Origin of the sequence: Dyella sp. A6 (assembly GCF_036320485.1) — a bacterium.
GTDB lineage: Bacteria > Pseudomonadota > Gammaproteobacteria > Xanthomonadales > Rhodanobacteraceae > Rhodanobacter_A > Rhodanobacter_A aluminiiresistens.
Window position 1 is genome coordinate 1,258,471 of record NZ_CP132911.1, and the last position, 26,391, is coordinate 1,284,861.

Below are 26,391 nucleotides of genomic sequence, written 5' to 3' on the forward strand. Positions count from 1 at the left end.
CGGCAGGCAGGGGATGATCACCGTCGACGGGTGGGACGGGCGCCGGCGTAGTTCGCGCGCGGCCGGATCAGCCCGCCGGCTTCCTGCTGTTCCAGTGCGTGTGCCAGCCAGCCGGCCATGCGCCCGGCGGCGAACAGCGACAGGCTTGCCGTTGCGTCCTGGCCGTGCAACAGGGCCGTCGCGGCCAGTGCGAAATCCAGGCTGGGCGCGCGTCCGCTGCCGGCGGCCACCGCGTCGACCAGGCGTTCGATGCGGGCCATTCCGGGCAGGCGCGGTCGCGCCGCTGCCAGCATTTCCAGCAGCAGGGCAGCGCGCGGATCACCTTCCGGATAGAGCGGGTGGCCGAAGCCGGGCAGGTTCTCGCCGCGGCGCAGGCGTTCCCGCATATCGTCTTCCGGATGGCGTTCGCGCATGGCCTGCCGCAGCAGCGCATGCGCACGCGCGGTGGCACCGCCGTGCTGGGGGCCGGACAGGGCGGCCAGCCCGGCGCCGGCCGCCGCGTGAAGGCTGGCGCCGGTAGAAGCGGCCACGCGCGTGGCAAACGCTGAGGCATTCAGTTCATGGTCGGCGCAGAGCACCAACGTGCTTCGTACCAGGTCCGGCAGGCTGGCATGCGTGTTGTTCCAGGCAAGGGCCAGTTGCTGGTGGATCGGCCGGCTGCCCGGGCGGGTGTTGGCGAGCAGGGCGGCGGTCTCGCGCAGCAAACGGGCGGCGCCTTCCCTACGCTGCTGCGGGTGCAGGCTGTGTGCATCGGGCGCGGCCAATGCCAGCAGCGGCAGTGCCGCCGCGGTGCGTTCGAGTGGCGGCAGTTCGCGATGGCGCATCAGGCCTTGCACCGCAGCGGGCCAGACGGACGGAGGTGCCGTGCCGAAAGGATCGTTGTCGTCGCAGGCCCACAGCAGGCGCGCGACTTCCTCCAGGGTCGCGCCGTCGCGGGCCAGCGCGATGGCGGACTGCCCCCGGTAGTACTGGCCGTGCGGACGGATCAGCGAGATCCGGGTTTCCAGCACCGGCAGGCCCCAGGTCAGGCTGTGTGCGGCCCCTTGTGCGGCGCCGCGCCCGGCCTGGCGCCGTTCGATCAGGCCGTCGATGTCGTCGACCCGGTATTCGCGGCTGCGACCGTCGGGACCGGCACGCGAGTCGATCTTGCCGCGGCTGACATAGGCGTACAGGGTGGCCAGGCTGATGCCCAGCCGGGCGGCGGCGTCGCGAGCGGGCAGGTAGGTGGCGTGCATGCAGATATATTGATTGTTTTGATCAAGATTGATCAACATGTTTTTGAGGAGCAAAGTAGCGCCCGTCCCGGATGAGGCGGATCTGCGATGCTCAGGATCGAGCGGGTATTTGATCTCGAAGCATGGCAAGTCGCTCACGACCGGTCGCACGCGGTGCATTTGGGTGCGTGATGGCACCTGGGCCGGCAGGCGCCCTGTCGAGACGCCTGCCGGTGCTGGGCGGATGCCGCCGCTGCCGTGATTTCGTGCGTTGCGGCATGGCCTGTCCGGCGCATCGCCTACACTATGAGGTTTCGGAGAGTCACCATGTCCCCAATCGATTCCGCCGGCGCACGTTTCCGCGCCGCTCTCGCCGAAGAACAGCCGTTGCAGGTGATCGGCGCGATCACCGCCTACGCGGGCCTGATGGCCAGGCGCGTGGGTTACAAGGCGCTGTATCTGTCCGGCGGCGGTGTGGCCGCCAACTCGCTGGGCATGCCGGACCTGGGCATCAGCACGATGGAAGACGTGCTGATCGACGCCCGCCGTATCGTCGACGCCACCGGCCTGCCGCTGCTGGTCGACATCGATACCGGCTGGGGCGGCGCGTTCAACATCGCGCGCACCATCCGTTCGTTCGAGCGCGTGGGCGTGGCCGCCGTGCACATGGAGGACCAGGTCGGCCAGAAGCGCTGCGGCCATCGTCCCGGCAAGGAAGTGGTGTCGAAGGACGAAATGGTCGACCGCGTGAAGGCGGCGGTGGATGCGCGGACCGATCCGGGCTTCGTGATCATGGCGCGCACCGACGCGGCGGCAGCGGAGGGCATCGATGCGGCGATCGAGCGCGCGGTGGCCTACGTCGAGGCTGGCGCCGACATGATCTTCCCCGAAGCGATGAAAACGCTGGACGACTACCGCAAGTTCAAGGCGGCGGTGAAGGTGCCGATCCTGGCCAACCTTACCGAGTTCGGCTCCACGCCGTTCTTCACCACCGACGAGCTGCGCTCGGCCAACGTGGATATAGCGTTGTACTGCTGCGGTGCCTATCGCGCCATGAACAAGGCCGCGCTGAATTTCTACGAGACGGTGCGCCGCGAAGGCACCCAGAAAAACATCATCGACACCCTGCAGACGCGCGAGGAGCTTTACGACTTCCTCGGCTACCACGCCTACGAGCGCAAGCTCGACGAGCTGTTCTCGAAGAAAGGCTGAGCAGGTCACGCATTCCGTCGTCCGGCCGCCTGCTGCGCCGGTCGGCATCCGCAAGCATTGAGGAGATACATCCCATGAGCGAGCAAGTCCTTCCCAAGGCCAAGAAATCGGTGGCGCTGTCCGGTGTCGCTGCCGGCAACACGGCGCTGTGCACGGTCGGCCGCAGCGGCAACGATCTGCATTACCGCGGCTATGACATCCATGACCTTGCGGCCAAGGGCTGCTTCGAGGAAGTGGCGCATCTTCTGGTCTACGGCGTGCTGCCGAACTGGACCGAGCTGCAGAACTACAAGGCCCGCCTGAAGCGCCTGCGCGGCCTGCCGGCGCCGGTGAAGGCCGCGATGGAGCTGCTGCCGGCGGCGACCCATCCGATGGACGTGCTGCGCACCGGCTGCTCGGTGATGGGCACGGTGCTGCCGGAAAAGGACGACCACAACATCACCGGTGCGCGCGATATCGCCGACCGCCTGATGGCCAGCTTCGGATCGATGCTGCTGTACTGGTACCACTTCAGCCACAACGGCAAGCGCATCGAGACCGAGACCGATGATGATTCGATCGCCGCGCACTTCCTGCACCTGCTGCACGGCAAGGCGCCCAGTGAGCTGCATGCCACCGCGCTGGACAAGTCGCTGGTGCTGTACGCCGAGCACGAGTTCAATGCGTCGACCTTCACCGCGCGCGTGATCGCCGGTACCGGGTCGGACATGTACTCGTCGATCACCGGCGCGATCGGCGCGCTGCGCGGTCCTAAGCACGGCGGCGCGAACGAGGTGGCGATGGAGATCATCGCGCGCTATCGCAGCGCCGACGACGCCGAGGCGGACATCCGCGCCCGCGTCGAGCGCAAGGAGATCATCATCGGCTTCGGCCACCCGGTGTACACGGTGGCCGATCCGCGCAACGTGATCATCAAGGAGATCTCGCGCAAGCTGTGCACCGAGGGCGGCAATCCGGTGCTGTTCGACGTGTCCGAGCGCATCGAGAATGTGATGGGTGAGATCAAGAAGATGTTCCCCAACCTCGACTGGTTCTCGGCCAGCGCCTACCACATGATGGGCGTGCCGACCGCGATGTTCACGCCGCTGTTCGTGATCGCGCGTACCTCCGGCTGGAGCGCGCACGTGATCGAGCAGCGCCAGGACGGCAAGATCATCCGTCCCAGTGCCAACTACACTGGGCCGGAAGACCAGACCTACGTGCCGATCGACAAGCGCTGACCTGAGCGGAGCGCCCGTCGCGAAGGCGGGCGCTTTGCCTGATGAATCTCGCGCTGGCCCAATGGACTCTCGCTCTCGCTCTCGCTGCTCCTGCGGCATGGTCGCCCCGGGGCGATTATCACCACTGGGGGGCGTCAACTTCACCGTGGCGATAGCGATCTGCGTGATCCTGCACTACGAGGTGCTGTCGGCGCTTTCGCGGGGTCTGGGCAGGCTTGAGCGCAGCAACAGCGGACACCAGCGACCAGGAGTTGCGGCGTTTTGGCGTAAGAACTGATTCAAGTGATGCGGGTAGGCGGTTGCCGCCGACGAGCCAGCCAGCCACCGCCGCAGATGCCAAGCACGAACAGCACGTCGAGTCCGTACCTGGCCCACGGACGCGGCTTGAACCAGGCGTCGAGCAGTCCGTCGTGGGCGATCATGCGGGCTGCGGTCCAGGCAATGGCGCCGGCGCCAACGTAGATGATCGCCGGATAGCGTGCGATCAGCCGCAGGATCAGCGTGCTGCCCCAGACCACCAGCGGAACGCTGATGAGCAGACCGAGGATGACCAGTCCCATATGACCTTTCGACGCGCCAGCAATCGCCAGTACGTTGTCCAGGCCCATCAGTGCGTCGGCCACAACGATGGTCTTCAGCGCAGCCCAGAAGGTGTCGCCGGGGCGGATGTCGCGGTCTTCTTCCTCGTGCCGGAGCAGCTTCCAGGCGATCGGCAGCAGGACCAGTCCGCCGGCCAGCATCAGTCCGGGCAGCTTGAGCAGGTACACCACGACGGCGGTCAACAGCACGCGTATGCCGACGGCGCCGAAGGTGCCCCAGAACACGGCCTTGCGCTGCAGCTCGGGCGGCAGGTTGCGTGCGGCCAGTGCGATAACAATGGCATTGTCGCCGGCCAGCACGAGGTCCAGCAGCACGATGGCCATCAGGCCGGAGAAAAGCTCGGGGGTAAGGAAGGCCATGCGGTTCGGTTCCTGCGCGCCGGACAAATGCAGCAACCACGGGTGCACGCTGCCCCGCGATTACCGCAAAAGTCTCGTTCGCGGCGCCGCCGCTGCAGTGACCGGAGCGGTGTTCCGCTCGTGATGACGACCACTGCACGAACGCCCGGTGAGGCGGCGTCCGGAACTACTCCCCTTTGGGATAAGTACCCAAGCATTGTCGAGGCCGGCCGGCACGCCGGTCAAGCCGGTAACGCCGTACTGGACATTTACTCTCATTACACTAGACCCGTTTTGCATCGCTTTGGCGTTTGCCGCGGACATCGTTCCGGCAGCCTCGCGATCGGTCGTCGGGTGACGACGCACGGGCCACTCACAGGCCTGCTGTCAGCGGGTGTTTCCCTTCAGGATTCCAGACCGTCATGAATACCAACTACCGCCAGCCCCTTCCCGGCACTTCGCTGGACTATTTCGATGCGCGCGCCGCCGTGGAGGCGATCCAGCCGGGCGCCTACGATGCCTTGCCGTACACCTCGCGCGTGCTCGCCGAGAACCTGGTGCGTCGCTGCGATCCGGCGATCCTCGACGAGTCGCTGAAGCAGTTGATCGAGCGCAAGCGCGAGCGCGATTTTCCGTGGTTCCCGGCACGCGTGGTGTGCCACGACATCCTGGGCCAGACCGCGCTGGTCGATCTGGCCGGCCTGCGCGACGCGATCGCCGATCGCGGTGGCGATCCGGCCAAGGTGAACCCGGTGGTGCCGGTGCAGCTGATCGTCGACCACTCGCTGGCGGTGGAATGCGGCGGCTTCGATCCAGACGCGTTCAGGAAGAACCGCGCGATCGAGGATCGCCGCAACGAGGACCGCTTCCACTTCATCGAGTGGACCAAGCAGGCGTTCGAGAACGTCGACGTGATCCCGCCGGGCAACGGCATCATGCACCAGATCAACCTGGAGAAGATGTCGCCGGTGGTTGGCGTACGTGATGGCGTGGCGTATCCGGACACCTGCGTCGGTACCGACAGCCACACCCCGCACGTGGATGCGCTCGGCGTCATCGCCGTCGGCGTGGGTGGTCTGGAGGCCGAGAGCGTGATGCTCGGCCGCGCCTCGTGGATGCGCCTGCCGAACATCGTCGGTGTCGAACTCACCGGCAAGCGCCAGAGCGGCATCACCGCCACCGATATCGTGCTGGCGCTCACCGAGTTCCTGCGCAAGGAAAAGGTGGTCGGTGCCTTCCTTGAATTCCGCGGCGAAGGGGCAGCCAGCCTCACCCTGGGCGATCGCGCCACCATCTCCAACATGGCGCCCGAATACGGCGCCACCGCCGCGATGTTCTTCATCGACAACCAGACCCTGGACTACCTGCGCCTCACCGGTCGCAGCGACGAGCAGGTCAGGCTGGTCGAGACCTACGCCAGGACGGCGGGCCTGTGGGCCGATACGCTTGCCGATGCGCAGTACGAGCGCACGCTGACGTTCGACCTGTCCGCGGTGGTGCGCAACATGGCCGGCCCGTCCAATCCACACAAGCGACTGCCGACGTCCGACCTGGCGGCGCGCGGGATCGCCGGCGAGTGGACCGAACAGCCGGGGCAGATGCCCGACGGTGCGGTGATCATTGCCGCGATCACCAGTTGCACCAACACCAGCAACCCGCGCAACGTGATTGCCGCCGCGCTGCTGGCACGCAACGCCAACGCGCGTGGCCTGACCCGCAAGCCGTGGGTGAAGAGCTCGCTGGCACCCGGTTCGCGGGCGGTGCAGTTGTATCTGGAAGAAGCGAAGCTGCTGCCGGAGCTGGAGAAGCTGGGCTTCGGCATCGTGGCGTTCGCCTGCACCACCTGCAACGGCATGTCGGGCGCGCTCGATCCGAAGATCCAGCAGGAGATCATCGACCGCGACCTGTATTCGACGGCCGTGCTGTCTGGCAACCGCAACTTCGACGGGCGCATCCATCCGTATGCCAAGCAGGCCTTCCTGGCTTCGCCGCCGCTGGTGGTGGCCTACGCCATCGCCGGCACCATCCGCTTCGACATCGAGAAGGACGTGCTGGGCATCGATGCGGATGGCCAGCCGGTGATGCTCAAGGACATCTGGCCGTCGGACGAGGAGATCGATGCGATCGTGTCCGCCAGCGTGAAGCCGGAGCAGTTCCGCACGGTGTACGAGCCGATGTTCGCTCGCACCGGACACAGCGGTACCCGTGCCGCGCCGCTCTATGCATGGCGTCCGCAGAGCACCTACATACGATGCCCGCCGTACTGGGAGGGCGCTTTGGCGGGCGAGCGCACGCTGACCGGGATGCGCCCGCTGGCGGTGCTTGGCGACAACATCACCACCGATCACCTGTCGCCGTCCAACGCGATCCTGCCGACCAGCGCGGCAGGCGAGTACCTTGCGAAAATGGGTTTGCCGGAAGAGGACTTCAATTCCTACGCGACCCATCGCGGCGACCATCTCACCGCGCAGCGCGCCACCTTCGCCAACCCGACCCTGGTCAACGAGATGGCTGTGGTCGATGGTGAAGTGAAGCGTGGTTCGCTGGCCCGGGTGGAGCCGGAAGGCAAGGTCATGCGCATGTGGGAAGCGATCGAGACCTACATGGACCGCAAGCAGCCGCTGATCGTGATCGCCGGTGCCGACTACGGCCAGGGTTCCTCGCGCGACTGGGCCGCGAAGGGCGTGCGTCTGGCGGGCGTGGAAGCGATCGCGGCCGAGGGCTTCGAGCGCATCCATCGCACCAACCTGATCGGCATGGGCGTGCTGCCGCTGGAGTTCAAGCCGGGCACCAACCGCAAGACGCTGGCGATCGATGGCAGCGAGACCTTCGATGTGATCGGCGAGCGCAGGCCGGGCGCCGATCTCACCCTGGTCATCCACCGCAAGGACGGCGAGCGTGTCGAGGTGCCGGTGACCTGTCGCCTGGATACCGCCGAGGAGGTGCTGATCTACGAAGCGGGTGGGGTGCTGCAGCGTTTCGCGCAGGACTTCATCGAGGCGTCGCAGGCTGCCTGATTTCTTGCCGGTCCGCGTGGGGGCATTGCATCACCACGCGGCAGCCGTCCTTGCTCGCCCCCGAGGTGCGGGCAAGTCCCAGTCAACCAGGACAAAACAACCATGGCTCATCTTCCCCAGATCCGGATTCCCGCCACCTATATGCGTGGCGGTACCAGCAAGGGTGTGTTCTTTCGTCTGCAGGACCTGCCCGAGGCGGCGCAGGTGCCGGGCGCCGTGCGTGATGCCCTGCTGCAGCGTGTGATCGGCAGTCCCGATCCCTATGGCAAGCAGATCGACGGCATGGGGGGTGCGAGCTCCAGCACCAGCAAGACGGTGATCGTGTCCAGGAGCGTGCGTCCGGATCATGACGTGGACTACCTGTTCGGCCAGGTGGCGATCGACAGGGCCTTCGTCGACTGGAGCGGCAACTGCGGCAACCTGTCGGCAGCGGTCGGTCCGTTTGCCATTGCGGCGGGGCTGGTCGATCCGTCACGGGTGCCACGCGACGGCATCGCGATCGTGCGCATCTGGCAGGCCAACATCGGCAAGACCATCATTGCCCATGTGCCGATGACCGACGGCGCGGTGCAGGAGACCGGCGATTTCGAACTGGACGGGGTGACCTTCCCGGCGGCCGAAGTACAACTGGAATTCATGGACCCGGCCGCCGAGGAAGAGGGTGCGGGAGGAGCCATGTTTCCTACCGGAAATCTGGTCGACGACCTGGACGTGCCGGGTGTTGGCGTGCTCCGGGCGACCATGATCAATGCCGGCATCCCCACAATTTTTGTCGAGGCTGCGGCCATCGGCTACACCGGCACCGAACTGCAGGACGCCATCAACAGTGACGAAAAGGCGCTGGCGATGTTCGAGGCCATCCGTGCACACGGTGCGCTGCGCATGGGCCTGATCCGGTCGCTCGACGAGATCGCCACGCGCCAGCACACGCCCAAGGTGGCCTTCGTTGCGCCGCCTGCCGACTACGTCGCCTCCAGCGGCAAGCCCGTGAAGGTGGGTGACGTCGATCTGCTGGTGCGTGCGATGTCGATGGGCAAGCTGCATCACGCCATGATGGGTACGGCTGCGGTCGCGATCGGCACTGCGGCCGCCATTCCGGGCACGCTGGTGAACCTGGCCGCAGGGGGCGGTGAGCGCACGTCGGTACGTTTTGGCCATCCGTCGGGTACGCTGCGGGTAGGAGCCGAGGCGAAACGGGTCGATGGCGCGTGGATAGTCACCAAGGCCATCATGAGCCGCAGCGCACGCGTACTGATGGAAGGGTGGGTACGCGTTCCCGCGCCGTAATTCGCCGCGGCACGGAACCTCCGCATCGAAAGTATGGTGTCGCAAGATCAGATTATTCTGATTTCGAAAATACTGCATCGGCGATGCGGTACAGGTATTGCGCGAGACGGCGGCGCTGGCAAAAGGGCCGCCGTCGCGGATCCCGAAAGCTACTGCTGCTCACGGTTCGGTGATAGGGCTGGTGTCGGCGAGTCTGGAAATGGCGTTGCGTGGCCATCCGCATAAGGCTCGGTAGGGGTTGCCTTTGCGCGGAGTCCGCGCGTGGCGTGTCTGCACGACATGCCCGCAGGAGCTTTCTCGGATTCTTCACATAGTGAGGATCAGGGTGAGCCGAGCATGAACGAAAGTTTCTGTGACGGACCCGCTTGTTTATTTTTTGATAAACTGCCGCCGCCCCCCCAAGGCGACTCATTAACAGGAAGACCGTTATTCGCCGATTGGGCCGAATAGCTTTGCGCAATCCTTCCGCGCTTGTGGAAACGTCGCAAAAATCAATAAACGAGGAGAGACCTGATGAAACGTAAGGGCCTGTATTTTCTGATCGCTCTTGCACTGGGCGGCGTGGGTGCCGTTCAGGCGCAGGGCACGGCCGCTGCGTCCGACAGTGCGGCCAGCACCACGGCGCCGAGCTACGACGGCCGCTGGTACATCGCGCCGACCATTGGTGGCTACTACAACGACAGCAGCCGCAACACCAACAGCCGCCAGTTCTACTATGGTCTTGGCGTAGGCCGTTTCATCTCGCCGAATACGTCGATCGACCTGTTCGTCGACCGTACCAGCCGCAAGCGCGATGGCGGTGGCAAGTGGTCGAGCACCAACTACGGTGCGGCTGTCCGTTATTACTTCGGTGAGTGGACCGCGTGGCGTCCGTATCTGATGGCTGGCCTGATGGGCAGCTATCACAAGAACAGCATGAACCACGGCTGGGCTCCTGCCGCCCAGGTGGGCGCTGGTCTGTCCAAGGCCATCACCGACAGCACCGACTTCCGCGTTGAAGCCGGTTACCGCTATGACTGGGACGACAAGAGCCAGCAGAGCCAGAATGGCTATGGCGATTGGCTGCTGGGCTTCAGCCTCGTCTCGCGCTTTGGCCAGCCGCCGGCTCCCCCGGCTCCGGCCCCGGTCGCTCCGCCGCCGCCGCCGAAGCCTGACTGCTCGCAGCTCGACAGCGACCATGATGGCGTGAACAACTGCGACGACAAGTGCCCGAACACTCCGCCCGGCACCATTGTCGGCCCGGATGGCTGCCCGCAGAAGGTCGTCATCGATCTGCGTGGTGTGAACTTCAAGTTTGACCGTCCGAAGAAGGGTCAGACTGACATCACCAAGGCACTGGCCGAGCCGACCTCCGCTTCGCTGGCAACCCTGAACCAGGCTGTCGACACCCTGAAGCGTTACCCGAACGTGCAGGTGATGGTGGCCGGCTATACCGACAGCATCGGTAGCGCTGCCTACAACCAGTCGCTGTCCGAGCGTCGTGCGAAGATCGTGTACAACTACTTGATTGATCACGGTATCGACGCCAGCCGTCTGGAAGGCCCGGTGGGTCACGGTGAGAACGACCCGATCGGCAACAACAAGACCGATGCCGGTCGCGCCGAGAACCGTCGCACCGAGCTGCAGGTCCAGCAGTAAGCAACACGGTTGCTTCGGCAACCTGGAAAAGCCCGGCCTGGTGCCGGGCTTTTCCTTTTATGGCCCGGGTGTCGGCGCGATGGCCTATCCTTTGTCCCGTCCATGCTTTTGTGCCCATGACTTCATCCACACCCTCTCGCCGTGTTTCTGCGAAGACGCGTCCGGTCGACCGACCGCGTCATGGTCTGGCGCGTGTCATCAGCAAGCTCGGTGTCTGCTCGCGCAGCCAGGCTGAGCGCGCGATCCGTGAGGGTCGGGTTTCCGTCGACGGCCAGGTCGTGTCAGATCCGGAACGTCCGGCTGATGCGGTGCGGCAGCGGATCATGCTCGACGGTGTCGTGATCGGCGAGGTGGCACGTGTCTATGTGGCCTTGAACAAGCCGCGCGGCATGGTCGTGACCGCCAATGACGAACGGGGGCGCTCCACTGTGTACGACGCGCTTGCGGATGCGGGCCTGCCGTGGATGGGACCGGTCGGCCGGCTGGACCGGGCCAGCGAAGGCCTGTTGCTGTTGAGCAACGACAGTGTCTGGGCGGCGGGGTTGACCGAGCCGGACCGGCATGTTGATAAGACCTATCACGTGCAGGTCGATCAGGTGCCGGACGCGGCTCTGCTCCAGCAACTGGTGCAGGGAGTGACCGATCAGGGTGAGTTGTTGCGCGTCCGGCGCGTGGATCTGCTGCGCCGTGGCGAGAAGAACGCCTGGCTGGAAATCGTGCTGGACGAAGGGCGCAACCGCCATATCCGGCGACTGCTTGCAGCGCACGAAATCGGCGTGCTGCGACTGGTGCGGGTAGCGATCGGGCCGTTGTTGCTTGGCGATTTGCCGAAAGGGCAGTGGCGCCACCTGAGTGACGCCGAGGTCGCTGCGCTCACGCTCCGCCGCTGACATGCCTCCCGTTGTAAATCGGTGGCGCGCTTTTACGTCGCCACCGATCAACCGTACGGGCCAACAAAGCCATGGATCAGATCACACCTAGCTGCTTGCCGACCTTGCTGAAGGCTGCAATGGCACGGTCGAGGTGTTCGCGCGTGTGTGCGGCACTCATCTGCGTACGGATGCGCGCCTGGCCCTGCGGTACCACCGGGTAGAAGAAGCCGGTGACATAGATGCCCTCGTCGAGCAGTGCCGTGGCCATCGCCTGGGCCTTCTTGGCGTCGTACACCATGACCGGAACGATCGGGTGCACGCCAGGCTTGATGTCGAAGCCGGCCTTGGTCATTTCCTCGCGGAAGTAGCGGGTATTCTCCTGGACGCGGTCGCGCAGGTCGCCGGCGGCTTCAAGCATGTCGAACACCTTGAGACCCGCGGCGACCACGTGCGGTGGCAGCGAGTTGGAGAACAGATACGGACGCGACCGCTGGCGCAGCATCTCGATGATCTCGGCGCGCCCGGTGGTAAAGCCTCCGACAGCACCACCGAGCGCCTTGCCTAGGGTACCGGTGAAGATGTCGATCTTGTCCATCACGCCATGCACTTCGGCCGAACCGCGGCCGGTGGCGCCGAGGAAGCCGGTGCAGTGGCACTCGTCGATGTGCACCAATGCGCCGTACTTGGCTGCCAGTGCGGTGATCTGGTCGAGCCGCGCGATGAAGCCGTCCATCGAGAACGCGCCGTCGGTGCTGATCAGCTTGGTACGGGCGCCAGCGGCATCGGCCGCCTGCAGCTGCGCTTCCAGGTCGGCCATGTCGCTGTTGGCATAGCGGTAGCGCTTGGCCTTGCACAGGCGGATGCCATCGATGATCGAGGCGTGGTTAAGCGCGTCGGAGATCACCGCGTCCTGTTCGCCCAGCAGGGGTTCGAACAGTCCGCCGTTGGCATCGAAGCAGGCGGCATACAGGATGGTGTCGTCGGTGCCGAAGAAGCCGGCGACCTTCGCTTCGAGCTGCTTGTGCAGGTCCTGCGTACCGCAGATGAAGCGCACGCTGGCCATGCCGAAACCGTGGGTGTCCAGGGCCGCCTTGGCGGCGGCGATCACGTCGGGGTGATCGGCCAGGCCCAGATAGTTGTTGGCGCAGAAGTTGAGCACCTTGCGACCGCCGTCCAGCTCGATCTCGGCGGACTGCGGCGAGACGATGATGCGCTCGGCCTTGAACAGACCCTGTTCGCGGATGGATTCGAGTTCGCTAGCGTAGCGTGCCTGGCTGGGGTAGCTCATGGTGGTGCTTTCCGTGATGGGAAGACCGCCATTGTGAGGCCTCCCGGCCTTCGGGGAAACCGTCGGCCGGGCGTGGCTGGGGTGGCCTCAATCGTGCAGTCCGAAATCCACCCGGGTGGTCTTGCCGTTGTCGTCGATACCGGTGGCGTCCAGCTTGGGGGCAAGCACAGACATGCGGTTGTCGGCGATCTTGCCGTGCAGCCAGGCTTCAACCGCGCTGGCCCGGCGTTCGGCGAGCGCGCGCATGGTCTTGGCGTTGACCGTCACATGGGTCTCGATCATGTTTTCCATGACCTCGGGTGGCTGCGATTTGACCAGCCCGATGAAGTCGCGCGGCTTGCTGAATTTCGCGTGCTTGTAGGCCTTGGTCAGGTAGCGCAGGTAATCCTTGTGGCTGAGCTTGGACAGCTCCACGCTTTGTGCGCTGTCACCCTGGCTGCGGGCGACTTCCTGCCGGATGGCGGCGTCCATGGTTTCCTTGCGCAGGCCATTTTCGTCAAGCCTGGGATCGACCCGGCCGGTGATGGTCAGCTTCAGCGCCGGTTTCTGCTTGAGGACCTTCACGATCTCGGCAAGGCGCTGCTGCGCGGTCGCGTCGAGCCGGCTCGAGCCCGGTGCAAACGAGACATGCCCGAGATCCTGGTGCTTGCCACCCAGGCCGGCGGCAAGCAGGCGGAACGGCGAAGTGATCGCGCGCGTGATCAGGTTGACGAAGGCATGCCAGATCACGCCGCCGAGGCTGAACTCCGGATCGCTCAACGAACCGGAAACCGGCACGTTGACATCGATGTTGCCCTGCGGGTCGCGGAGCAGAGCCACCGCCAGTTTCACCGGCAGGTGACGGATGCCCGGACCCTCGACACGCGGGCCGAAAGTGAGCTGGTCGAGCATGATGTGGTTGTCGGCCTTGAGCTTGCCGTGGTCGAGCAGGTAATGCACGTCCATGGTCAGGCGCCCCTTGGTGATCGGGTAGCCGGTGTACTTGCTCGAATAAGGGGTGAGATGGGACAGCTCGACATCGCTGGCCTTGCCTTTCACGTCGAGGAACGCGATGGGCGTGAGCGGATTGATATTGCCGTCGATGGTCACTGGCGCGTTGCCGTTGAGCTCGCCCTGCAGGGTCAGTGCGGCGGGCGCGGTGCTGGTATCCGTGCCGAAGGCACCGATCTTGCCCGACAGGTCGGTGATGTTCGCCGTGTAGTTGGGCTTGATGAAGTTGTCGGTGTAATTGAGATGACCGCGTGCCAGCGTGATGCTGCCGATGCGGATGTTGGCGGGCAGTGGCGCCGAACTTGCCGCTGCGGGTACGGATGACGCCGTGGCGGGTGTCGTCGTGGGTGCAGGCGCGGCGGATGTGTTGGCCCGCGTTACCGATACCGGAGTGGCCTGCTGTGGGTTGGCCACCACGTCCTGCAGGTTGAGCCTGCCGTTGCCGTTGACGATCACGCGCGCATAGAAATCGTCCAGCAGCAGCGCGCCGACCGAAACCGAGGGTGTGGCGCGGCCGAGGCGGACTCGCAGATGATCCGCATCAAGCGCATACCAGCGCAGGAATTCGTCGCCGGTGAGTTTGTCCAGCACCAGTACCCGGCCCAGACGGACGCGACCGTCATAGTCCACCCAGGGCTGCGACCGTCGCTGCAGGTAACGCATATGCCCGGTCGCACTGAACAGGGCGCGGTCGATCCGCACGTTGAGCGGCACCGGCAACGCGGATTCCAGCGGAGCGAGGTCCAGCCGGCGTACCGCGACATCGAGGTTGGCATCGAGCGGTGCCGGACGCAGCGTGCCGTGCACGCGGTACGTGCCGCGGCCGGCGCTGCCGCGCAGGTCCACTCGAAGCGGCTTGCGCATGTCCTGGGACAGGCCATCGATGGTGTACTTGTCCGCGCGCAAGGTGAGCCTGCCCTGAGGGCCGGGCATGCCTGCATCGCGGTAATCCAGCGCACTATCCGCCAGCGTCAGTTGTGCCACCTGCCATTGCCAGGACGGCCCCGCACTGGAAGACGTCGGCGTGGATGGGCTCGGCTTGACCAGGCTGGCGAGGTCGATGTGGCCATTGCGCAGGTGAGTAGCCTTGATCTGCAGTCCCTGCACGGCGACCTGGTCGAGCATCGCCTTCGCATCGGCGAGGTCGAAGTGGGTCAGTTGCGCCGTTGCCGACTTCAACTGCACCGGGGTGGTGTGGCCGCGCTGCAGTGCGAGATTGTCGACGGACAGTTGGGCATTGTCGAGCTGCAGGTCGAACTGTTTGCTCCAGTCGGCAACCAGTTGTCCTTGCACGGAAAGTGTGCCCTGGCTGATGCTGGCATCGAGCATCGGGGGTGCCAGTGCCAGCAGTGGTGCCAGGTCGACTTTTGCCATGCTGGCCTGGCCGGCGTAATGCCCCTTGGCCATCGACAGGACGCCGCCCAGATGCAGCTGACCATGGCCGACGCTGGCGGTCAGGTCGACTTTGGCCGGCAACGCGGCCAGCATCGCGAACCCGGTCATGCTGCCGTTGAGCGGCTGCAGTGCCAGCTGGCGTACTTCGGTGCTGCTGCGATCGGTGCCGGTGCGGTCGGTGTAGATGAGCGCGTCATCGTGCAGGTCGAGCTGGGCGATCCGGGCATCGGTGGGCGGCGCGGGCTTGGCCGGAGGTGGCGTGTTGCTGCCCAGCAGCGCATCGAGGTTGCTGTGTCCGCCGGGCAGGCGGGTGTAGTTCAGGGTGGTGTGGTCGAGTGTGACGAGACCGATCCAGTAGCGCGAACGCAACGGCTCGATGTCCTGCAGCGTGGCGCTGCCGTGGCCGATGTCGAGGATCGGTGTGCCGTCGTGGTTGACCAGGGCGAACTGGTCCAGCTGCAGCAGGCCATCCAGTTTTATCTGCGGGCTCGATCCCTGCGTGATGAAGTGCAGTTGGAACTGGCCGGACAGGAACCCGTGCGGAATCGCCACCGGCAGCGCGGCCGGTATGTAGCCCAGGTAGCGGGGCAGGTCGAGCCGGTTCAGGGTGAAGTGCAGTGTCGACTCGCGGCTGTCGGCGAACGGTTTGGTTTCGCCGGCGATATGCAGCGGACTGCCATCGATGCGCATGGCCACCAGCGGTTTCACGAACACATTGGTGTCATGTGGCAGGTTGGCGATGAACGGAATGCCCAGGTCGATATCGTCGACGTGGTGGGTGGCGCCGAGCACCTTGTCGTCGAACACGACACTACCCTGCAGCACGCGAATGTTGGCGATGGCGAAATGCAGCGGCGAACCGGAAGGTTTGCCACTGCCCTGCAGCAGGTCGGAGAAATTGAATGTCTGCGGAGCGGTACGGGTGATCGTGATGCGCGGCTGGCGGATGGTCAGCTCGTCCAGTACCGGTGCCCAGTGGAACAGCGAACTCCACGATGGATCGATGACCAGTTGCCCGACATCCACGAACGAACCCGTGCCCTGGCGGCTGCCGATGTGCAGGCGGTCCAGGGTCAGTTTGAGCGTGTAGGGGTTCAGATGCACCGCGCCGATGGTTACCGGGCGGTGTAGCGCCGTGCCCAGTCGCTGCTGCAACTGGCTCTTGATCAACGGCGGTGCGGCAAACGCACCCAGCAGGCCGATCAGGACCAGCAGCGCGGCCAGCACCAAGCTGTAGCGGCGTGCGCGCCGTGAGTGGAACAGGCGCACGGCGTGCTCGCGGCCATCGCGGACCAGGGTATCGCGGGAAAGCTTCCAGCCAGGCATGCGGTCGATGCTCCTTTGCGTGGCGAGCCGGCGTCGCGCGATCGCCATGACCGCGCGCAGCCGATCAGCCATGAAGCACCGTGGCGTGCTTCATGGCGAAGTCTAGCCCGCTGCATCGACTCTTGCGTATTTCCGTTCAGGCCGCGGCAGGAAAGCGTGAGCTGTTCCAGCCGCGGTGGCTGTTCAGAGCCAGGAGCAGACCACCTTGCCGCACTGGCCGGCATCCATCAGGTCGAAGCCCTTCTGGAAGTCGTCGATGTGGATCTGGTGGGTGAGCGCCTTCTGCAGCGGAAAGCCGGTGAGCACCATCTGGGTCATTTTGTACCAGGTCTCGTACATCTTGCGGCCGTAGATGCCCTGCAGGGTGAGGCCCTTGAAGATCACCTTGTCCCAGTCGATGCCGGCGCCGCGTGGCTGGATGCCGAGCAGGGCGATCTTGCCGCCGTGGTACATGCAGTCCAGCATGTCGTTGAAGGCGCGCGGGTTGCCGCTCATTTCCAGGCCTACGTCGAAGCCCTCCATGTGCAGATCCTTCATCGCTTCCTTCAGCGATGCATTGGCGACGTTCACCACCCGGGTGGCGCCCATGTCAGCGGCCAGCTTCAGGCGGTAGTCGTTCACGTCGGTGACCACCACGTTGCGCGCGCCCACATGCTTGGCGATGCCTGCCGCAATCACGCCGATCGGGCCCGCGCCGGTGATCAGCACGTCCTCGCCGATCAGGTCGAACTCCAGCGCGCAGTGCGCGGCATTGCCGTACGGGTCGAAGAAGGCCGCCAGTTCCGACGGGATCGGGTCGGGGATCGGCCACAGGTTGCTGGCCGGCATGGCCATGTATTCGGCGAAGGCACCATTGCGGTTCACGCCGATGCCGATGGTGTTCGGGCACAGGTGCTGGCGACCGGCGCGGCAGTTGCGGCAGTGGCCACAGACGATATGCCCCTCGGCCGAGACGCGGTCGCCGACCTGGTAGCCGGTGACGCCGGGGCCGATCTCGACGATGCGGCCGACAAACTCGTGGCCGATGGTCAGGCCGGGCTTGATCGTGCGCTGGCTCCATTCGTCCCACTTGTAGATGTGCAGGTCGGTGCCGCAGATCGCGGTCTTCTCGATCTTGATCAGCACCTCGTTCGGGCCGACCTCGGGGACGGGGACCTCGTCCATCCAGATGCCCTGCTCGGGCTTGAGCTTGACCAGGGCCTTCATCATCTGCGACATGGGAATTCCATCGGCTGGCCCGTGTGGCGGGCGGAAAGCGGCAATTATAAAACGCCGCATGGATTGACCGTGATACCCGGCGCCTGATGTGCCGATTCACGCCCCCGTTACACTGTGCGGATGCCTTCCGATCAACGCCCACCCGCCATATTCCTGATGGGGCCCACGGCCTCGGGCAAGACCGCCTTGGCCTGCGCACTGCGCGCGCATTTTCCGCTGGACCTGATCAGTGTCGACTCGGCGCTGGTCTACCGCGGCATGGACATCGGTACGGCCAAGCCCGATGCGCAGACGCTGGCGCGCCATCCGCATGCACTGGTCGATATCCGCGACCCGGCGCAGCCGTACTCTGCGGCCGATTTCCGTGCCGACGCACAGATCGCCATGCAGGCCTCGACCGACGCGGGCAGGGTGCCGCTGCTGGTGGGCGGCACCGGACTTTACTTCAGGGCATTGCAGCGGGGCCTGTCCAACCTGCCGGAGGCCGATGCTGCTGTCCGTGCGCGACTGGCCGCCGAGGCGGCGACGATCGGCTGGGCCGAACTGCACCGGAGGCTGGCCCAGCTCGATCCGGTGGCTGCTGCACGGATCCGGCCCAACGACCAGCAACGCCTGCAGCGTGCGCTGGAAGTGATCGAGCTCACCGGCCGCCCGCTCAGCGAACTGCAGTCCGGTGGCGCGGGTGAGCCGTTGCCATGGCGGGTGCTCAAACTGGCCCTGCTTCCGGGTGACCGCTCGGTGCTGCACCAGCGCATTGCCACGCGCTTCGACGCGATGCTGTCCGACGGCCTGTGCGAGGAGGTAGCGGCACTGCGTGCACGTGGCGACCTGCATCCCGACCTGCCGGCCATCCGCGCGGTGGGCTATCGCCAGACCTGGGAATACCTGGATGGCCGCTACGGCCTGCCGGAACTGCGCGAACGCGGCATCTATGCCACCCGCCAACTGGCCAAGCGGCAGATTACCTGGTTGCGCAGCGAGCTGGATGCGCGGGTATTCGACCCCGAACGGCCCGGGCTGGAGGCGGCAGCCCAGGCCGCGTTGCGGCTGTTCCTCGGCTCCGCCTGAGCCAGACCGGACGCGAGGATCGTTTTGTGCGCCAGCTCATAATGCCTTTCTTACATCCTCGATTTAAAAACGGTTAACATTCTCCGCAGAGTTGGGCCGGGGCGCGTGGTCACGCGTTTTTTTTCCGGCTCGTCAGCCGCAGGGGAGAAGAAGAAATGTCCAAAGGGCAGTCATTGCAGGACCCATTCCTGAACGCATTGCGTCGCGAGCGCGTTCCGGTCGCCATCTATCTGGTCAACGGCATCAAGCTGCAGGGCACGGTCGAGTCGTTCGATCAGTTCGTGGTGCTGCTGCGCAACCAGGTCAGCCAGATGGTCTACAAGCACGCGATTTCCACCGTGGTACCGAGTCGCAACGTGCGCATCGGTGGCGGTCACGATGGCCACGAGAACGGCGAAAGCCAGATCAGTGAAGCCGGCGCGGGTGCCTAAGCGCATCCTTCCGGTGCCAGCCAGCAGTAAAGGTTGATCCCCTCTGTTCGATAGACAAAAGAAAGGCGAGCGTGCCGTCCTGGTCCTTCCGCATTCGCGCGGCGAGGGCGATGCCGCACGCCGTGCCGCCGAGTTCACCGAACTGGCGAAGTCCGCGGGTGCCGAGGTGCTGGGGCAGGTTCCGGCCCGTGTCGACGTGCCCAATCCGCGTTACTACATCGGCACCGGCAAGGCCGACGAGATTGCCGAGATGGCCCGTGCACTGGAGGCCGATCTGGTGTTGGTCGACCATCTGCTCAGCCCGGTGCAGGAGCGCAACCTCGAAAAGCATCTCGGCGTGCGGGTGGTCGACCGCGCGGGCCTGATCCTCGACATCTTTGCCCAGCGGGCCCGCTCGCACGAGGGCAAGCTGGAAGTGGAGCTGGCCCAGCTCAAGCATCTGGCGACCCGCCTGGTGCGGGGCTGGAGTCACCTGGATACCCAGCGTGGCGGTGCCATCGGCAACCGCGGCCCCGGCGAAACCCAGCTGGAAACCGATCGCCGCCTGCTCGCCGAGCGGGTCAAGCAGCTGACCAAACGGCTGGAGAAAGTGCAGACCCAGCGCGGCCAGCAGCGCCGGGCCCGGCTGCGCAACACCGTGCCGCGCGTGGCGCTGGTCGGCTATACCAATGCCGGCAAGTCCACCCTCTTCAATACGTTGACCAGCGGCGGCGTCTACGCCGCGGACCAGCTGTTCGCCACTCTCGATCCCACGGTCCGGCGCATTGGCGAGCTTTCCTGCGGTCCGGCCGTGCTGGCCGACACGGTGGGCTTCGTGCGCGATCTACCGCATGACCTGGTGGCCGCCTTCCGCGGCACCCTGGCCGAGGCGCGCGACGCCGACCTGCTGCTGCACGTCAGCGACGCCGCCGACGAAGAGCGCGAGCGCCTGCACAGGGTGGTCGACCAGGTGCTGGAGGAGATCGGTGCCGGCGACCTGCCGCAGCTGCGGGTGATGAACAAGATCGACGTGCTGAACGCAGAAGCGGCCGCCGCCACGACGCTTGGCGCCGCCGAGTCGGGCGACAACGATCCAGTCGCCGCCGGCAATGCGGTGCGGGTCGAGCCGCGCATCGACCGCGACGGCGAGGGACGCCCGCATACCGTCTGGCTGTCCGCCGGCACCGGCGAGGGGCTGGACCTGCTGCGGCAGGCGCTGGGCGAGCTGCTCGGCGGCGACCGGATCAATGCCGAGCTGCTTCTGCCGCTGACCGCCGGGCGGCTGCATGCGCGGCTCAAGGCCGCCGGTGCCATCGCGGAGGAAAGCGTGGACGAACAGGGCTGGCGGTTGCGCATCGATGCCCCGCGCAGCGTCCTGATACCCCTGGCCGGCCAGCATGCCGCCGACGCGGCGCTGCTGCGTCCGCTGATCGAGATGCCCGAATAGCCAGCCCGACAGCTGCGTCGTCTGCTCTGGTAGAATGACCGACGTTTGTGCGTGGCCCGGTGCGGGCGCGTACTCGTGATTCTTACGCGACGCCACCATGTCCTACATAGCTCACTGCGTTTTCCGGCCGTTGTTGCCGGCCTCCCAGCGACCCCAAGGAGACTGACCATGGCCTGGAACGAACCCGGCAACGGGCAGCGCGATCCATGGAACAAGAACAACCGTCCGGCCAGCGGCAAGTCCGGACTGGACGATGCGGTAAAGAACCTGCGCAAGCATCTGGGCAAGTTCGGCGGCGGGCGCGGCGGCATCTTCACCATCATCGCGGCATTACTGGTGGCCTGGCTGCTGCTGAGCAGCTACACGGTGGTGGGCGCCAACCAGTCCGGCGTGGTGCTGCGTTTCGGCCGTTACGCGCGCACGCTGGCTCCCGGCTTCCACTTCAAGCTGCCACAGCCGTTGGAGTCGGTCAGCAAGGTCGCCACCAGCAGCATCCGTTCGATCTCCGACAAGGCGCGCATGCTCACCAGTGACGAGAACATCGTCTCGGTGAACTTCAACGTGCAGTACCAGGTGTCCGACGCACGCAAGTTCCTGTTCTCGGCCAGCGATCCCGAGCAGACCCTGCGCGAGGCCGCCGAGGCGGCGGTGCGTGCGGTGGTCGGCGCGCACTCGATGGACGACATCCTGACTGGCTCGGATACCGAAGCCAGCGCGGTCAACGCGGCCCCGCCGGGCAGTGCCTCGCCGGGCGCCGCGGCCAACAGCGCGGTGGCCGCGGCAGCTGCCACTGCGGCACATGCCGCCGTGCCGGCGGATGCCGTGGGGCAGTCGCGCGACAGCCTGCAACAGCAGACCCGCCAGATCCTGCAGCACACCCTGGACAGCTACGACATCGGCCTGCGCGTGACCGACGTCAGCTTCCAGAACGTGGCACCGCCGCAGGAAGTGAAGGATGCCTTCGACGACGTCAACGCCGCGCGCGAGGACAAGCAGGGCACCGAGAACAAGGCCCGCGCCTATGCCAGCAAGGTGATTCCCGAGGCACGCGGCGACGCTGCCCGCATCCTGGCCGAGGCCGCCGGTTACAAGGCCGCGCGCATTGCCCGTGCACAGGGCGACGTGCAGCAGTTCGACCTGATGCTCAAGCAGTACAAGGCCGCGCCGCAAGTCACCCGCCGCCGCCTGTGGCTGGAGACGATGGAGCAGGTGCTGGCCAGCGACCGCAAGGTGATCGACGACGCCAGCGGCCGCAACATCATCAACCTTCCGCCCGCGCAGGGCAGTGCGCCGACCACCGCCACGGCGGGTATGGCCGCCGCTGCGACGACGGCTTCGTCGTCGGGCAGCGATGCCGCGGACAAGGAGAAGCAGCCATGAAGATCGCCACCGGAATACTCGCCGTGGTGCTGGTGCTGCTCGGCTTCAACAGCATGTACGTGGTGAACGAAGGGCAGAGCGCGCTGGTGCTGCAGTTCGGCCGCATCGTGCGCAACGACGACCAGCCCGGCCTGCACTTCAAGCTGCCGCTGCTGCAGCAGGTGGTGCGCATGGACAGCCGTATCCTCACCCTGGACGCGCAGCCGGAGCGCTATTTCACCTCCGAGAAGAAGAGCGTCAACGTCGACTTCTACGTGAAATGGCGCATTGCCAACAACGCTACCTATTACCGCGCCACCAACGGCAGCGAGTTGCAGGCAGTGCAGCGGCTCACGCCGATCGTGAAGGACGCGCTGCGTTACGAGTTCAACTCGCGCACCCTGCAGGAACTGGTCACCGGCGGCCGGCGCGACATCACCGCGCGCGTGCGCAGCCAGACCGACGCGGTGGCGCGCAAGAGCCTGGGTATTGCCATTGTCGACGTGCGCATCAAGCGCATCGACCTGCCCGACGAAGTCAGCGAGTCGGTGTACAAGCGCATGCGCGCCGAGCGCCTGCAGCTGGCCAACGAACTGCGTTCCACCGGTCAGCAGGTGGCCGAGACGATCAAGGCCGATGCCGACAAGCAGGGCCAGATCATCCGCGCAGACGCCGACCGCGATGCGGCCAAGATCCGTGGCGAGGGCGACGCCCAGGCGGCCGCGATCTATGCCCAGGCCTACAGCCAGGATCCGGAGTTCTTCGCGTTCTATCGCAGCCTGCAGGCGTATCGCACGGCGTTCGCCAACGGCAAGAGCGTGCTGATCCTGAAGCCGGATTCGGGCTTCCTCAAGTATTTCAACAGCCCGCAGCCGGGCAAGCACTGAGGTTGCGGTCATGGCGCACACCCTGCTTGCCGCGCTCTGCCTCGTGGTCGTGATCGAGGGGCTGGTGCTGTTTGCCGCCCCGCGCGGCTGGCAGGCCATGATGCGCGAGGCGCTCAAGCTCGACCCGCGCACCCTGCGCGTGTTCGGCGCGGTGGCGATGGTGGCGGGTTTGCTGGTGCTGCAACTGGTGCACTGAAGATTTCACGGCGGGTAACCGCCCGGGCAGGTATTTTTCTGCACTCCTTCATGGGGTGCTTCAAAGAGCGAGAACATCATGGGCAAGTCAGTCGTAATTCTCGGGGCCCAGTGGGGGCGAGCCGGGGTTTAACGGAATGCCTTGAATGGCATTCCGTTCCGGCGAGCGCCGGAGGCAGGATGCCGCAGGCCGGGTGACTTGGTGAGCGAGGGATCGCGAGCCTAGTCACCGACGTCGCCCCACGAGCGGGGCATTGCACAACGAGCGAGAACATCATGGGCAAGTCAGTCGTAATTCTCGGGGCCCAGTGGGGCGACGAGGGCAAGGGCAAGATCGTCGACCTGCTGACCGAGCAGGTCGGAGCGGTGGCGCGTTTCCAGGGCGGTCACAACGCCGGTCACACGCTGGTGATCGGCGGCAAGAAGACCGTGCTGCATCTGATCCCTTCGGGCATCCTGCGCGACGACGCGCTGTGCCTGATCGGCAACGGCGTGGTGCTGAGCCCGGCCGCGCTGAAGAGCGAGATCGAGGAACTGGAAGCCAACGGCGTCAACGTGCGCCCGCGCCTGAAGATCAGCCCGGCTACGCCGCTGATCATGCCGTACCACATCGCCGTCGATAAGGCGCGCGAAGCCAAGGCCGGCAAGGGCGCCATCGGCACCACCGGCCGCGGCATCGGTCCGGCCTACGAAGACAAGGTCGCCCGCCGCTCCATCCGCGTCGCCGACCTGATGTATCCGCACGAGCTGCCCGAGAAGATCAAGGCCGCCGTCGAATACCACAACTTCATCCTCACCCAGTGGCTCAACGCCGAGCCGGTCGACTACCAGACCGTGCTGGACGAAGCGCTGACCTACAGTGAGTTCATCCGCCCGATGGTCGACGATGTCGCCACCATCCTGCACGACGTGCGCAAGGACGGCGGCCACATCCTGTACGAAGGCGCGCAGGGCGCGCTGCTGGACATCGACCACGGCACCTACCCGTACGTCACCTCGTCCAATACCACCGTGGGCGGCGCGCTGGCCGGTACCGGCGTGGGCGCGGGCGACATCGACTACGTGCTGGGCATCTGCAAGGCCTACGCCACCCGCGTCGGCGGCGGCCCGTTCCCCACCGAGCTGCACGACGAGATGGGCGAGCGCCTACGCCAGGTCGGCCACGAGTTCGGCGCCAGCACCGGCCGTCCGCGCCGCTGTGGCTGGATCGACCTGGTCGCGCTGAAGCGCGCCGTGCAGATCAACGGCATCAACGGACTGGCCATCACCAAGCTCGACGTGCTCGACGGTCTGCCCAGCATCAAGGTCTGCATCGCCTACGAATACCGCGGCAAGCGCCGCGAGCTGGCGCCGCTGGACGCCGATGGCTGGGCCGAGTGCAAGCCGGTCTACCTGGAGTTCCCCGGCTGGGAAGAGTCCACCGCCGGCATCCGCGAGTGGGACAAGCTGCCGCCCGCCGCCCGCGCCTACCTGCGTGCCTTGGAGGAACTCTCCGGCTGCCGCATCGCCCTCGTCGCCACCGGCGCCGATCGCGACGACACCATCATCCTGGACGATCCGTTCGCCTGAGCTTCCGGCGATCAGTGACAAGGAAAGCCCCGCGATGCGGGGCTTTTCTTTTTATCTGGGAACCGGTTTCTCCCCCCCTCGCTCCGTCGGGACGACAGTGGCGCCAGGACCTAATCAACCTCAAGGTTGATTTCTCCATATTCAACCTGTAAGTTGATTCCGTCACATTCAACCTGAAGGTTGAGTCCATGGACATCATCCGGCTTCCTGACCAGCTTGGCCCCATGCTACGCGCGGCGCGGCTCCAGCGCGGCTGGACCCAGGCCGATGTCGCCCGGCAACTGGGCATTACTACCCAGGCCGTCTCCAAGTTGGAGAGTCAGGCCGGCCGTGCTTCCTTCGATCGCATCCATCGGCTTTGCCTGCTGCTTGGCCTGGAACTGGGAATCCAGCCCAAGGCGACAGGAGTGTCCGAAGGCGTAACGTCCCGCAAGGCAGCGTGGTAAGCCATGCCCCCCCGGCCTCGCGCGCTCGACCTATGGATGAATGGCCTGTATGTCGGCCGCTGGGAGCGCACGCGTAGTGGCGCGGATCAGCTCACCTACGACGCCGACTGGATGGCAGCGCCGGAAGGGCGCCCGCTGTCGCTCTCGTTGCCATTCACTGTCGCGGGCACTCGCGGTAAGGCTGCGCCTCTGCCCTCCGCGACCGTGGCAGCGTATTTCGACAACTTGCTTCCAGATAACGATCGCATCCTGCGTCGGCTACGTGATCGCTACGACGCGGCAAGTACGGCATCCTTCGACCTGTTGGCGGCAGTGGGGCGCGACTGTGCCGGTGCCCTGCAACTGGTGCCGGCGGGTACCGAGCCCAAGGACGTCTATCGCATCGATGCTGTTCCTCTGACGAAAGCCGAGGTTGCCCAAGTGCTCCGCGATACCACGCTGGCCGGCCCGCTGGGCCAGCGCGAGCGCGAAGCGTTCCGCCTGTCCATCGCCGGTGCCCAAGAGAAGACCGCACTGCTGTGGCACGGGGGCCAGTGGTGCATCCCGCGGCAATCCACGCCGAGCACGCACCTTTTCAAATTGCCGCTGGGCCTGGTCGGCAACATGCGGGCAGACATGCGCGACTCGGTGGAAATCGAGTGGCTGTCGATGGAGATTGCCCGCGCGTTCGGATTCGACGTCGCCCGAACCGCGATCGGCCGTTTCGAAGACCAGAAGGCGCTCATCGTCCAACGTTTCGACCGCACCCTTGCAGGCGACGGCTCGTGGTGGATACGCAACCCGCAGGAGGATTTCTGCCAGGCGCTGGGCGTGCCGCCGGGCAGGAAATACGAAACCGATGGTGGCCCCGGTATCCGACAGATCATGGAGGTGCTGCGCGGTTCCGAAGATGCACTGGCAGATCGAGAGACATTCTTCAAAAGCCAGCTGCTGTTCTGGCTGATGGCCGCCACTGACGGCCACGCCAAGAACTTCAGCCTGTTCCTGCTACCCGGCGGCCGCTATCGCATGACACCGCTGTATGACGTGCTGTCCGCCTATCCCATCATGGGGCGCGGCACGAATCGCCTGAATCCGCGCGAGGCAAGACTCGCCATGGCGGTAACGGGTAAGAATCGCCACTATCACCTCCAAGAGATTCATCGCTGGCACTGGGTGGAGATGGGCTCGGCTCTGGGTTTGCCGGAGGTCCCTGCGCTCATCGATGCCGTGCTTGGAAAGATGCCGGCCGTATTGGATGGTGTGGCCTCGCGCTTGCCCGATGGGTTTCCGATAGCCGTCTTTGAGGCAGTAAGTGCGGGCATGGCGGCGGCTGCCAGGCGGTTGGGTAGTGAGCCTGACAAGCGCAGGATTGGACAGGAGGCATGATATATACCCGGCATCGGCACATCAGTC

The 26,391-nt window shown here is 65.5% G+C and carries 20 protein-coding genes; 15 read left to right on the plus strand and 5 right to left on the minus strand.

All coding sequences use genetic code 11. From position 1 onward, the window contains the following. Positions 1 to 17: 17 nt before the first annotated feature. Positions 18 to 1,235, minus strand: coding sequence for a citrate synthase family protein (locus RA164_RS05430; protein WP_329742948.1), 1,218 nt, complete (start codon positions 1,233 to 1,235; stop codon positions 18 to 20). Between the two features lie 306 nt (positions 1,236 to 1,541). On the opposite strand from RA164_RS05430, the gene prpB reads away from it, so the two are divergent. Both prpB and prpC read left to right on the plus strand, forming a co-directional pair. Beyond that, the gene (gene prpB, locus RA164_RS05435) at positions 1,542 to 2,426 is read left to right on the plus strand and encodes a methylisocitrate lyase (RefSeq protein ID WP_329742949.1); all 885 of its coding nucleotides are present in this window, start codon (positions 1,542 to 1,544) and stop codon (positions 2,424 to 2,426) included. A gap of 74 nt (positions 2,427 to 2,500) precedes the next feature. Further along, a complete protein-coding gene (gene prpC / locus RA164_RS05440) occupies positions 2,501 to 3,646 on the plus strand; it encodes a bifunctional 2-methylcitrate synthase/citrate synthase (RefSeq protein WP_329742950.1) in 1,146 nt (381 codons plus the stop codon). A gap of 278 nt (positions 3,647 to 3,924) precedes the next feature. On the opposite strand, the gene RA164_RS05445 is transcribed toward prpC, so the two are convergent. Next, positions 3,925 to 4,605 (minus strand): TerC family protein, encoded by a 681-nt coding sequence (locus RA164_RS05445; protein ID WP_329742951.1) that lies wholly within the window; start codon positions 4,603 to 4,605, stop codon positions 3,925 to 3,927. A gap of 401 nt (positions 4,606 to 5,006) precedes the next feature. Here RA164_RS05445 and acnD point away from each other — a divergent pair, with 401 nt between their 5' ends. From acnD to RA164_RS05465, 4 genes are all read left to right on the plus strand, one after another. Further along, entirely contained in the window at positions 5,007 to 7,601 is a 2,595-nt protein-coding gene (gene acnD / locus RA164_RS05450; RefSeq protein ID WP_329742952.1) for a Fe/S-dependent 2-methylisocitrate dehydratase AcnD, read from the plus strand. A 102-nt stretch (positions 7,602 to 7,703) separates the two neighbouring features. Beyond that, positions 7,704 to 8,888 carry a 2-methylaconitate cis-trans isomerase PrpF gene (prpF, locus tag RA164_RS05455; protein ID WP_329742953.1) on the plus strand — a complete coding sequence of 395 codons (1,185 nt, stop codon included), beginning with the start codon at positions 7,704 to 7,706 and terminating at the stop codon, positions 8,886 to 8,888. 513 nt (positions 8,889 to 9,401) lie between these two features. Continuing rightward, positions 9,402 to 10,526 carry an OmpA family protein gene (locus tag RA164_RS05460; protein ID WP_329742954.1) on the plus strand — a complete coding sequence of 375 codons (1,125 nt, stop codon included), beginning with the start codon at positions 9,402 to 9,404 and terminating at the stop codon, positions 10,524 to 10,526. A gap of 116 nt (positions 10,527 to 10,642) precedes the next feature. After that, positions 10,643 to 11,416 (plus strand): pseudouridine synthase, encoded by a 774-nt coding sequence (locus RA164_RS05465; protein WP_329742955.1) that lies wholly within the window; start codon positions 10,643 to 10,645, stop codon positions 11,414 to 11,416. 76 nt (positions 11,417 to 11,492) lie between these two features. Here RA164_RS05465 and kbl read toward each other — a convergent pair whose 3' ends face one another. The 3 genes from kbl to tdh all read right to left on the minus strand — a co-directional run bounded on the left by kbl (position 11,493) and on the right by tdh (position 17,615). After that, the gene (gene kbl, locus RA164_RS05470; protein WP_329742956.1) at positions 11,493 to 12,686 is read right to left on the minus strand and encodes a glycine C-acetyltransferase; all 1,194 of its coding nucleotides are present in this window, start codon (positions 12,684 to 12,686) and stop codon (positions 11,493 to 11,495) included. Positions 12,687 to 12,773: 87 nt separating this feature from the next. Beyond that, positions 12,774 to 16,469: a DUF748 domain-containing protein gene (locus RA164_RS05475; RefSeq protein ID WP_329742957.1), complete on the minus strand. Its 3,696-nt coding sequence runs from the start codon at positions 16,467 to 16,469 to the stop codon at positions 12,774 to 12,776. 111 nt (positions 16,470 to 16,580) lie between these two features. After that, complete coding sequence (gene tdh / locus RA164_RS05480) at positions 16,581 to 17,615, minus strand: L-threonine 3-dehydrogenase (RefSeq protein WP_329742958.1); 1,035 nt, start codon at positions 17,613 to 17,615, stop codon at positions 16,581 to 16,583. Positions 17,616 to 17,735: 120 nt separating this feature from the next. Between tdh and miaA the strand changes: the two genes are divergently transcribed. The 9 genes from miaA to RA164_RS05525 all read left to right on the plus strand — a co-directional run bounded on the left by miaA (position 17,736) and on the right by RA164_RS05525 (position 26,364). Further along, positions 17,736 to 18,683, plus strand: coding sequence for a tRNA (adenosine(37)-N6)-dimethylallyltransferase MiaA (miaA, locus tag RA164_RS05485; RefSeq protein WP_329742959.1), 948 nt, complete (start codon positions 17,736 to 17,738; stop codon positions 18,681 to 18,683). 155 nt (positions 18,684 to 18,838) lie between these two features. Continuing rightward, positions 18,839 to 19,114: an RNA chaperone Hfq gene (hfq, locus tag RA164_RS05490; RefSeq protein WP_329742960.1), complete on the plus strand. Its 276-nt coding sequence runs from the start codon at positions 18,839 to 18,841 to the stop codon at positions 19,112 to 19,114. Positions 19,115 to 19,157: 43 nt separating this feature from the next. After that, positions 19,158 to 20,540, plus strand: a complete 1,383-nt coding sequence (gene hflX, locus RA164_RS05495; RefSeq protein ID WP_329743485.1) for a ribosome rescue GTPase HflX — start codon at positions 19,158 to 19,160, stop codon at positions 20,538 to 20,540. 168 nt (positions 20,541 to 20,708) lie between these two features. Beyond that, complete coding sequence (gene hflK, locus RA164_RS05500) at positions 20,709 to 21,920, plus strand: FtsH protease activity modulator HflK (RefSeq protein WP_329742961.1); 1,212 nt, start codon at positions 20,709 to 20,711, stop codon at positions 21,918 to 21,920. Further along, positions 21,917 to 22,786 carry a protease modulator HflC gene (hflC, locus tag RA164_RS05505; RefSeq protein WP_329742962.1) on the plus strand — a complete coding sequence of 290 codons (870 nt, stop codon included), beginning with the start codon at positions 21,917 to 21,919 and terminating at the stop codon, positions 22,784 to 22,786. Before hflK ends, hflC begins: the two co-directional genes overlap by 4 nt. 10 nt (positions 22,787 to 22,796) lie before the next feature. Beyond that, positions 22,797 to 22,982 (plus strand): DUF2065 domain-containing protein, encoded by a 186-nt coding sequence (locus RA164_RS05510; RefSeq protein WP_329742963.1) that lies wholly within the window; start codon positions 22,797 to 22,799, stop codon positions 22,980 to 22,982. Between the two features lie 275 nt (positions 22,983 to 23,257). Then, the gene (locus tag RA164_RS05515) at positions 23,258 to 24,550 is read left to right on the plus strand and encodes an adenylosuccinate synthase (RefSeq protein WP_329742964.1); all 1,293 of its coding nucleotides are present in this window, start codon (positions 23,258 to 23,260) and stop codon (positions 24,548 to 24,550) included. Positions 24,551 to 24,738: 188 nt separating this feature from the next. Then, positions 24,739 to 24,996: a helix-turn-helix domain-containing protein gene (locus RA164_RS05520; RefSeq protein WP_329742965.1), complete on the plus strand. Its 258-nt coding sequence runs from the start codon at positions 24,739 to 24,741 to the stop codon at positions 24,994 to 24,996. A 36-nt stretch (positions 24,997 to 25,032) separates the two neighbouring features. Next, entirely contained in the window at positions 25,033 to 26,364 is a 1,332-nt protein-coding gene (locus RA164_RS05525) for a type II toxin-antitoxin system HipA family toxin (protein WP_329742966.1), read from the plus strand. The last annotated feature ends 27 nt before the right edge of the window (positions 26,365 to 26,391 follow it).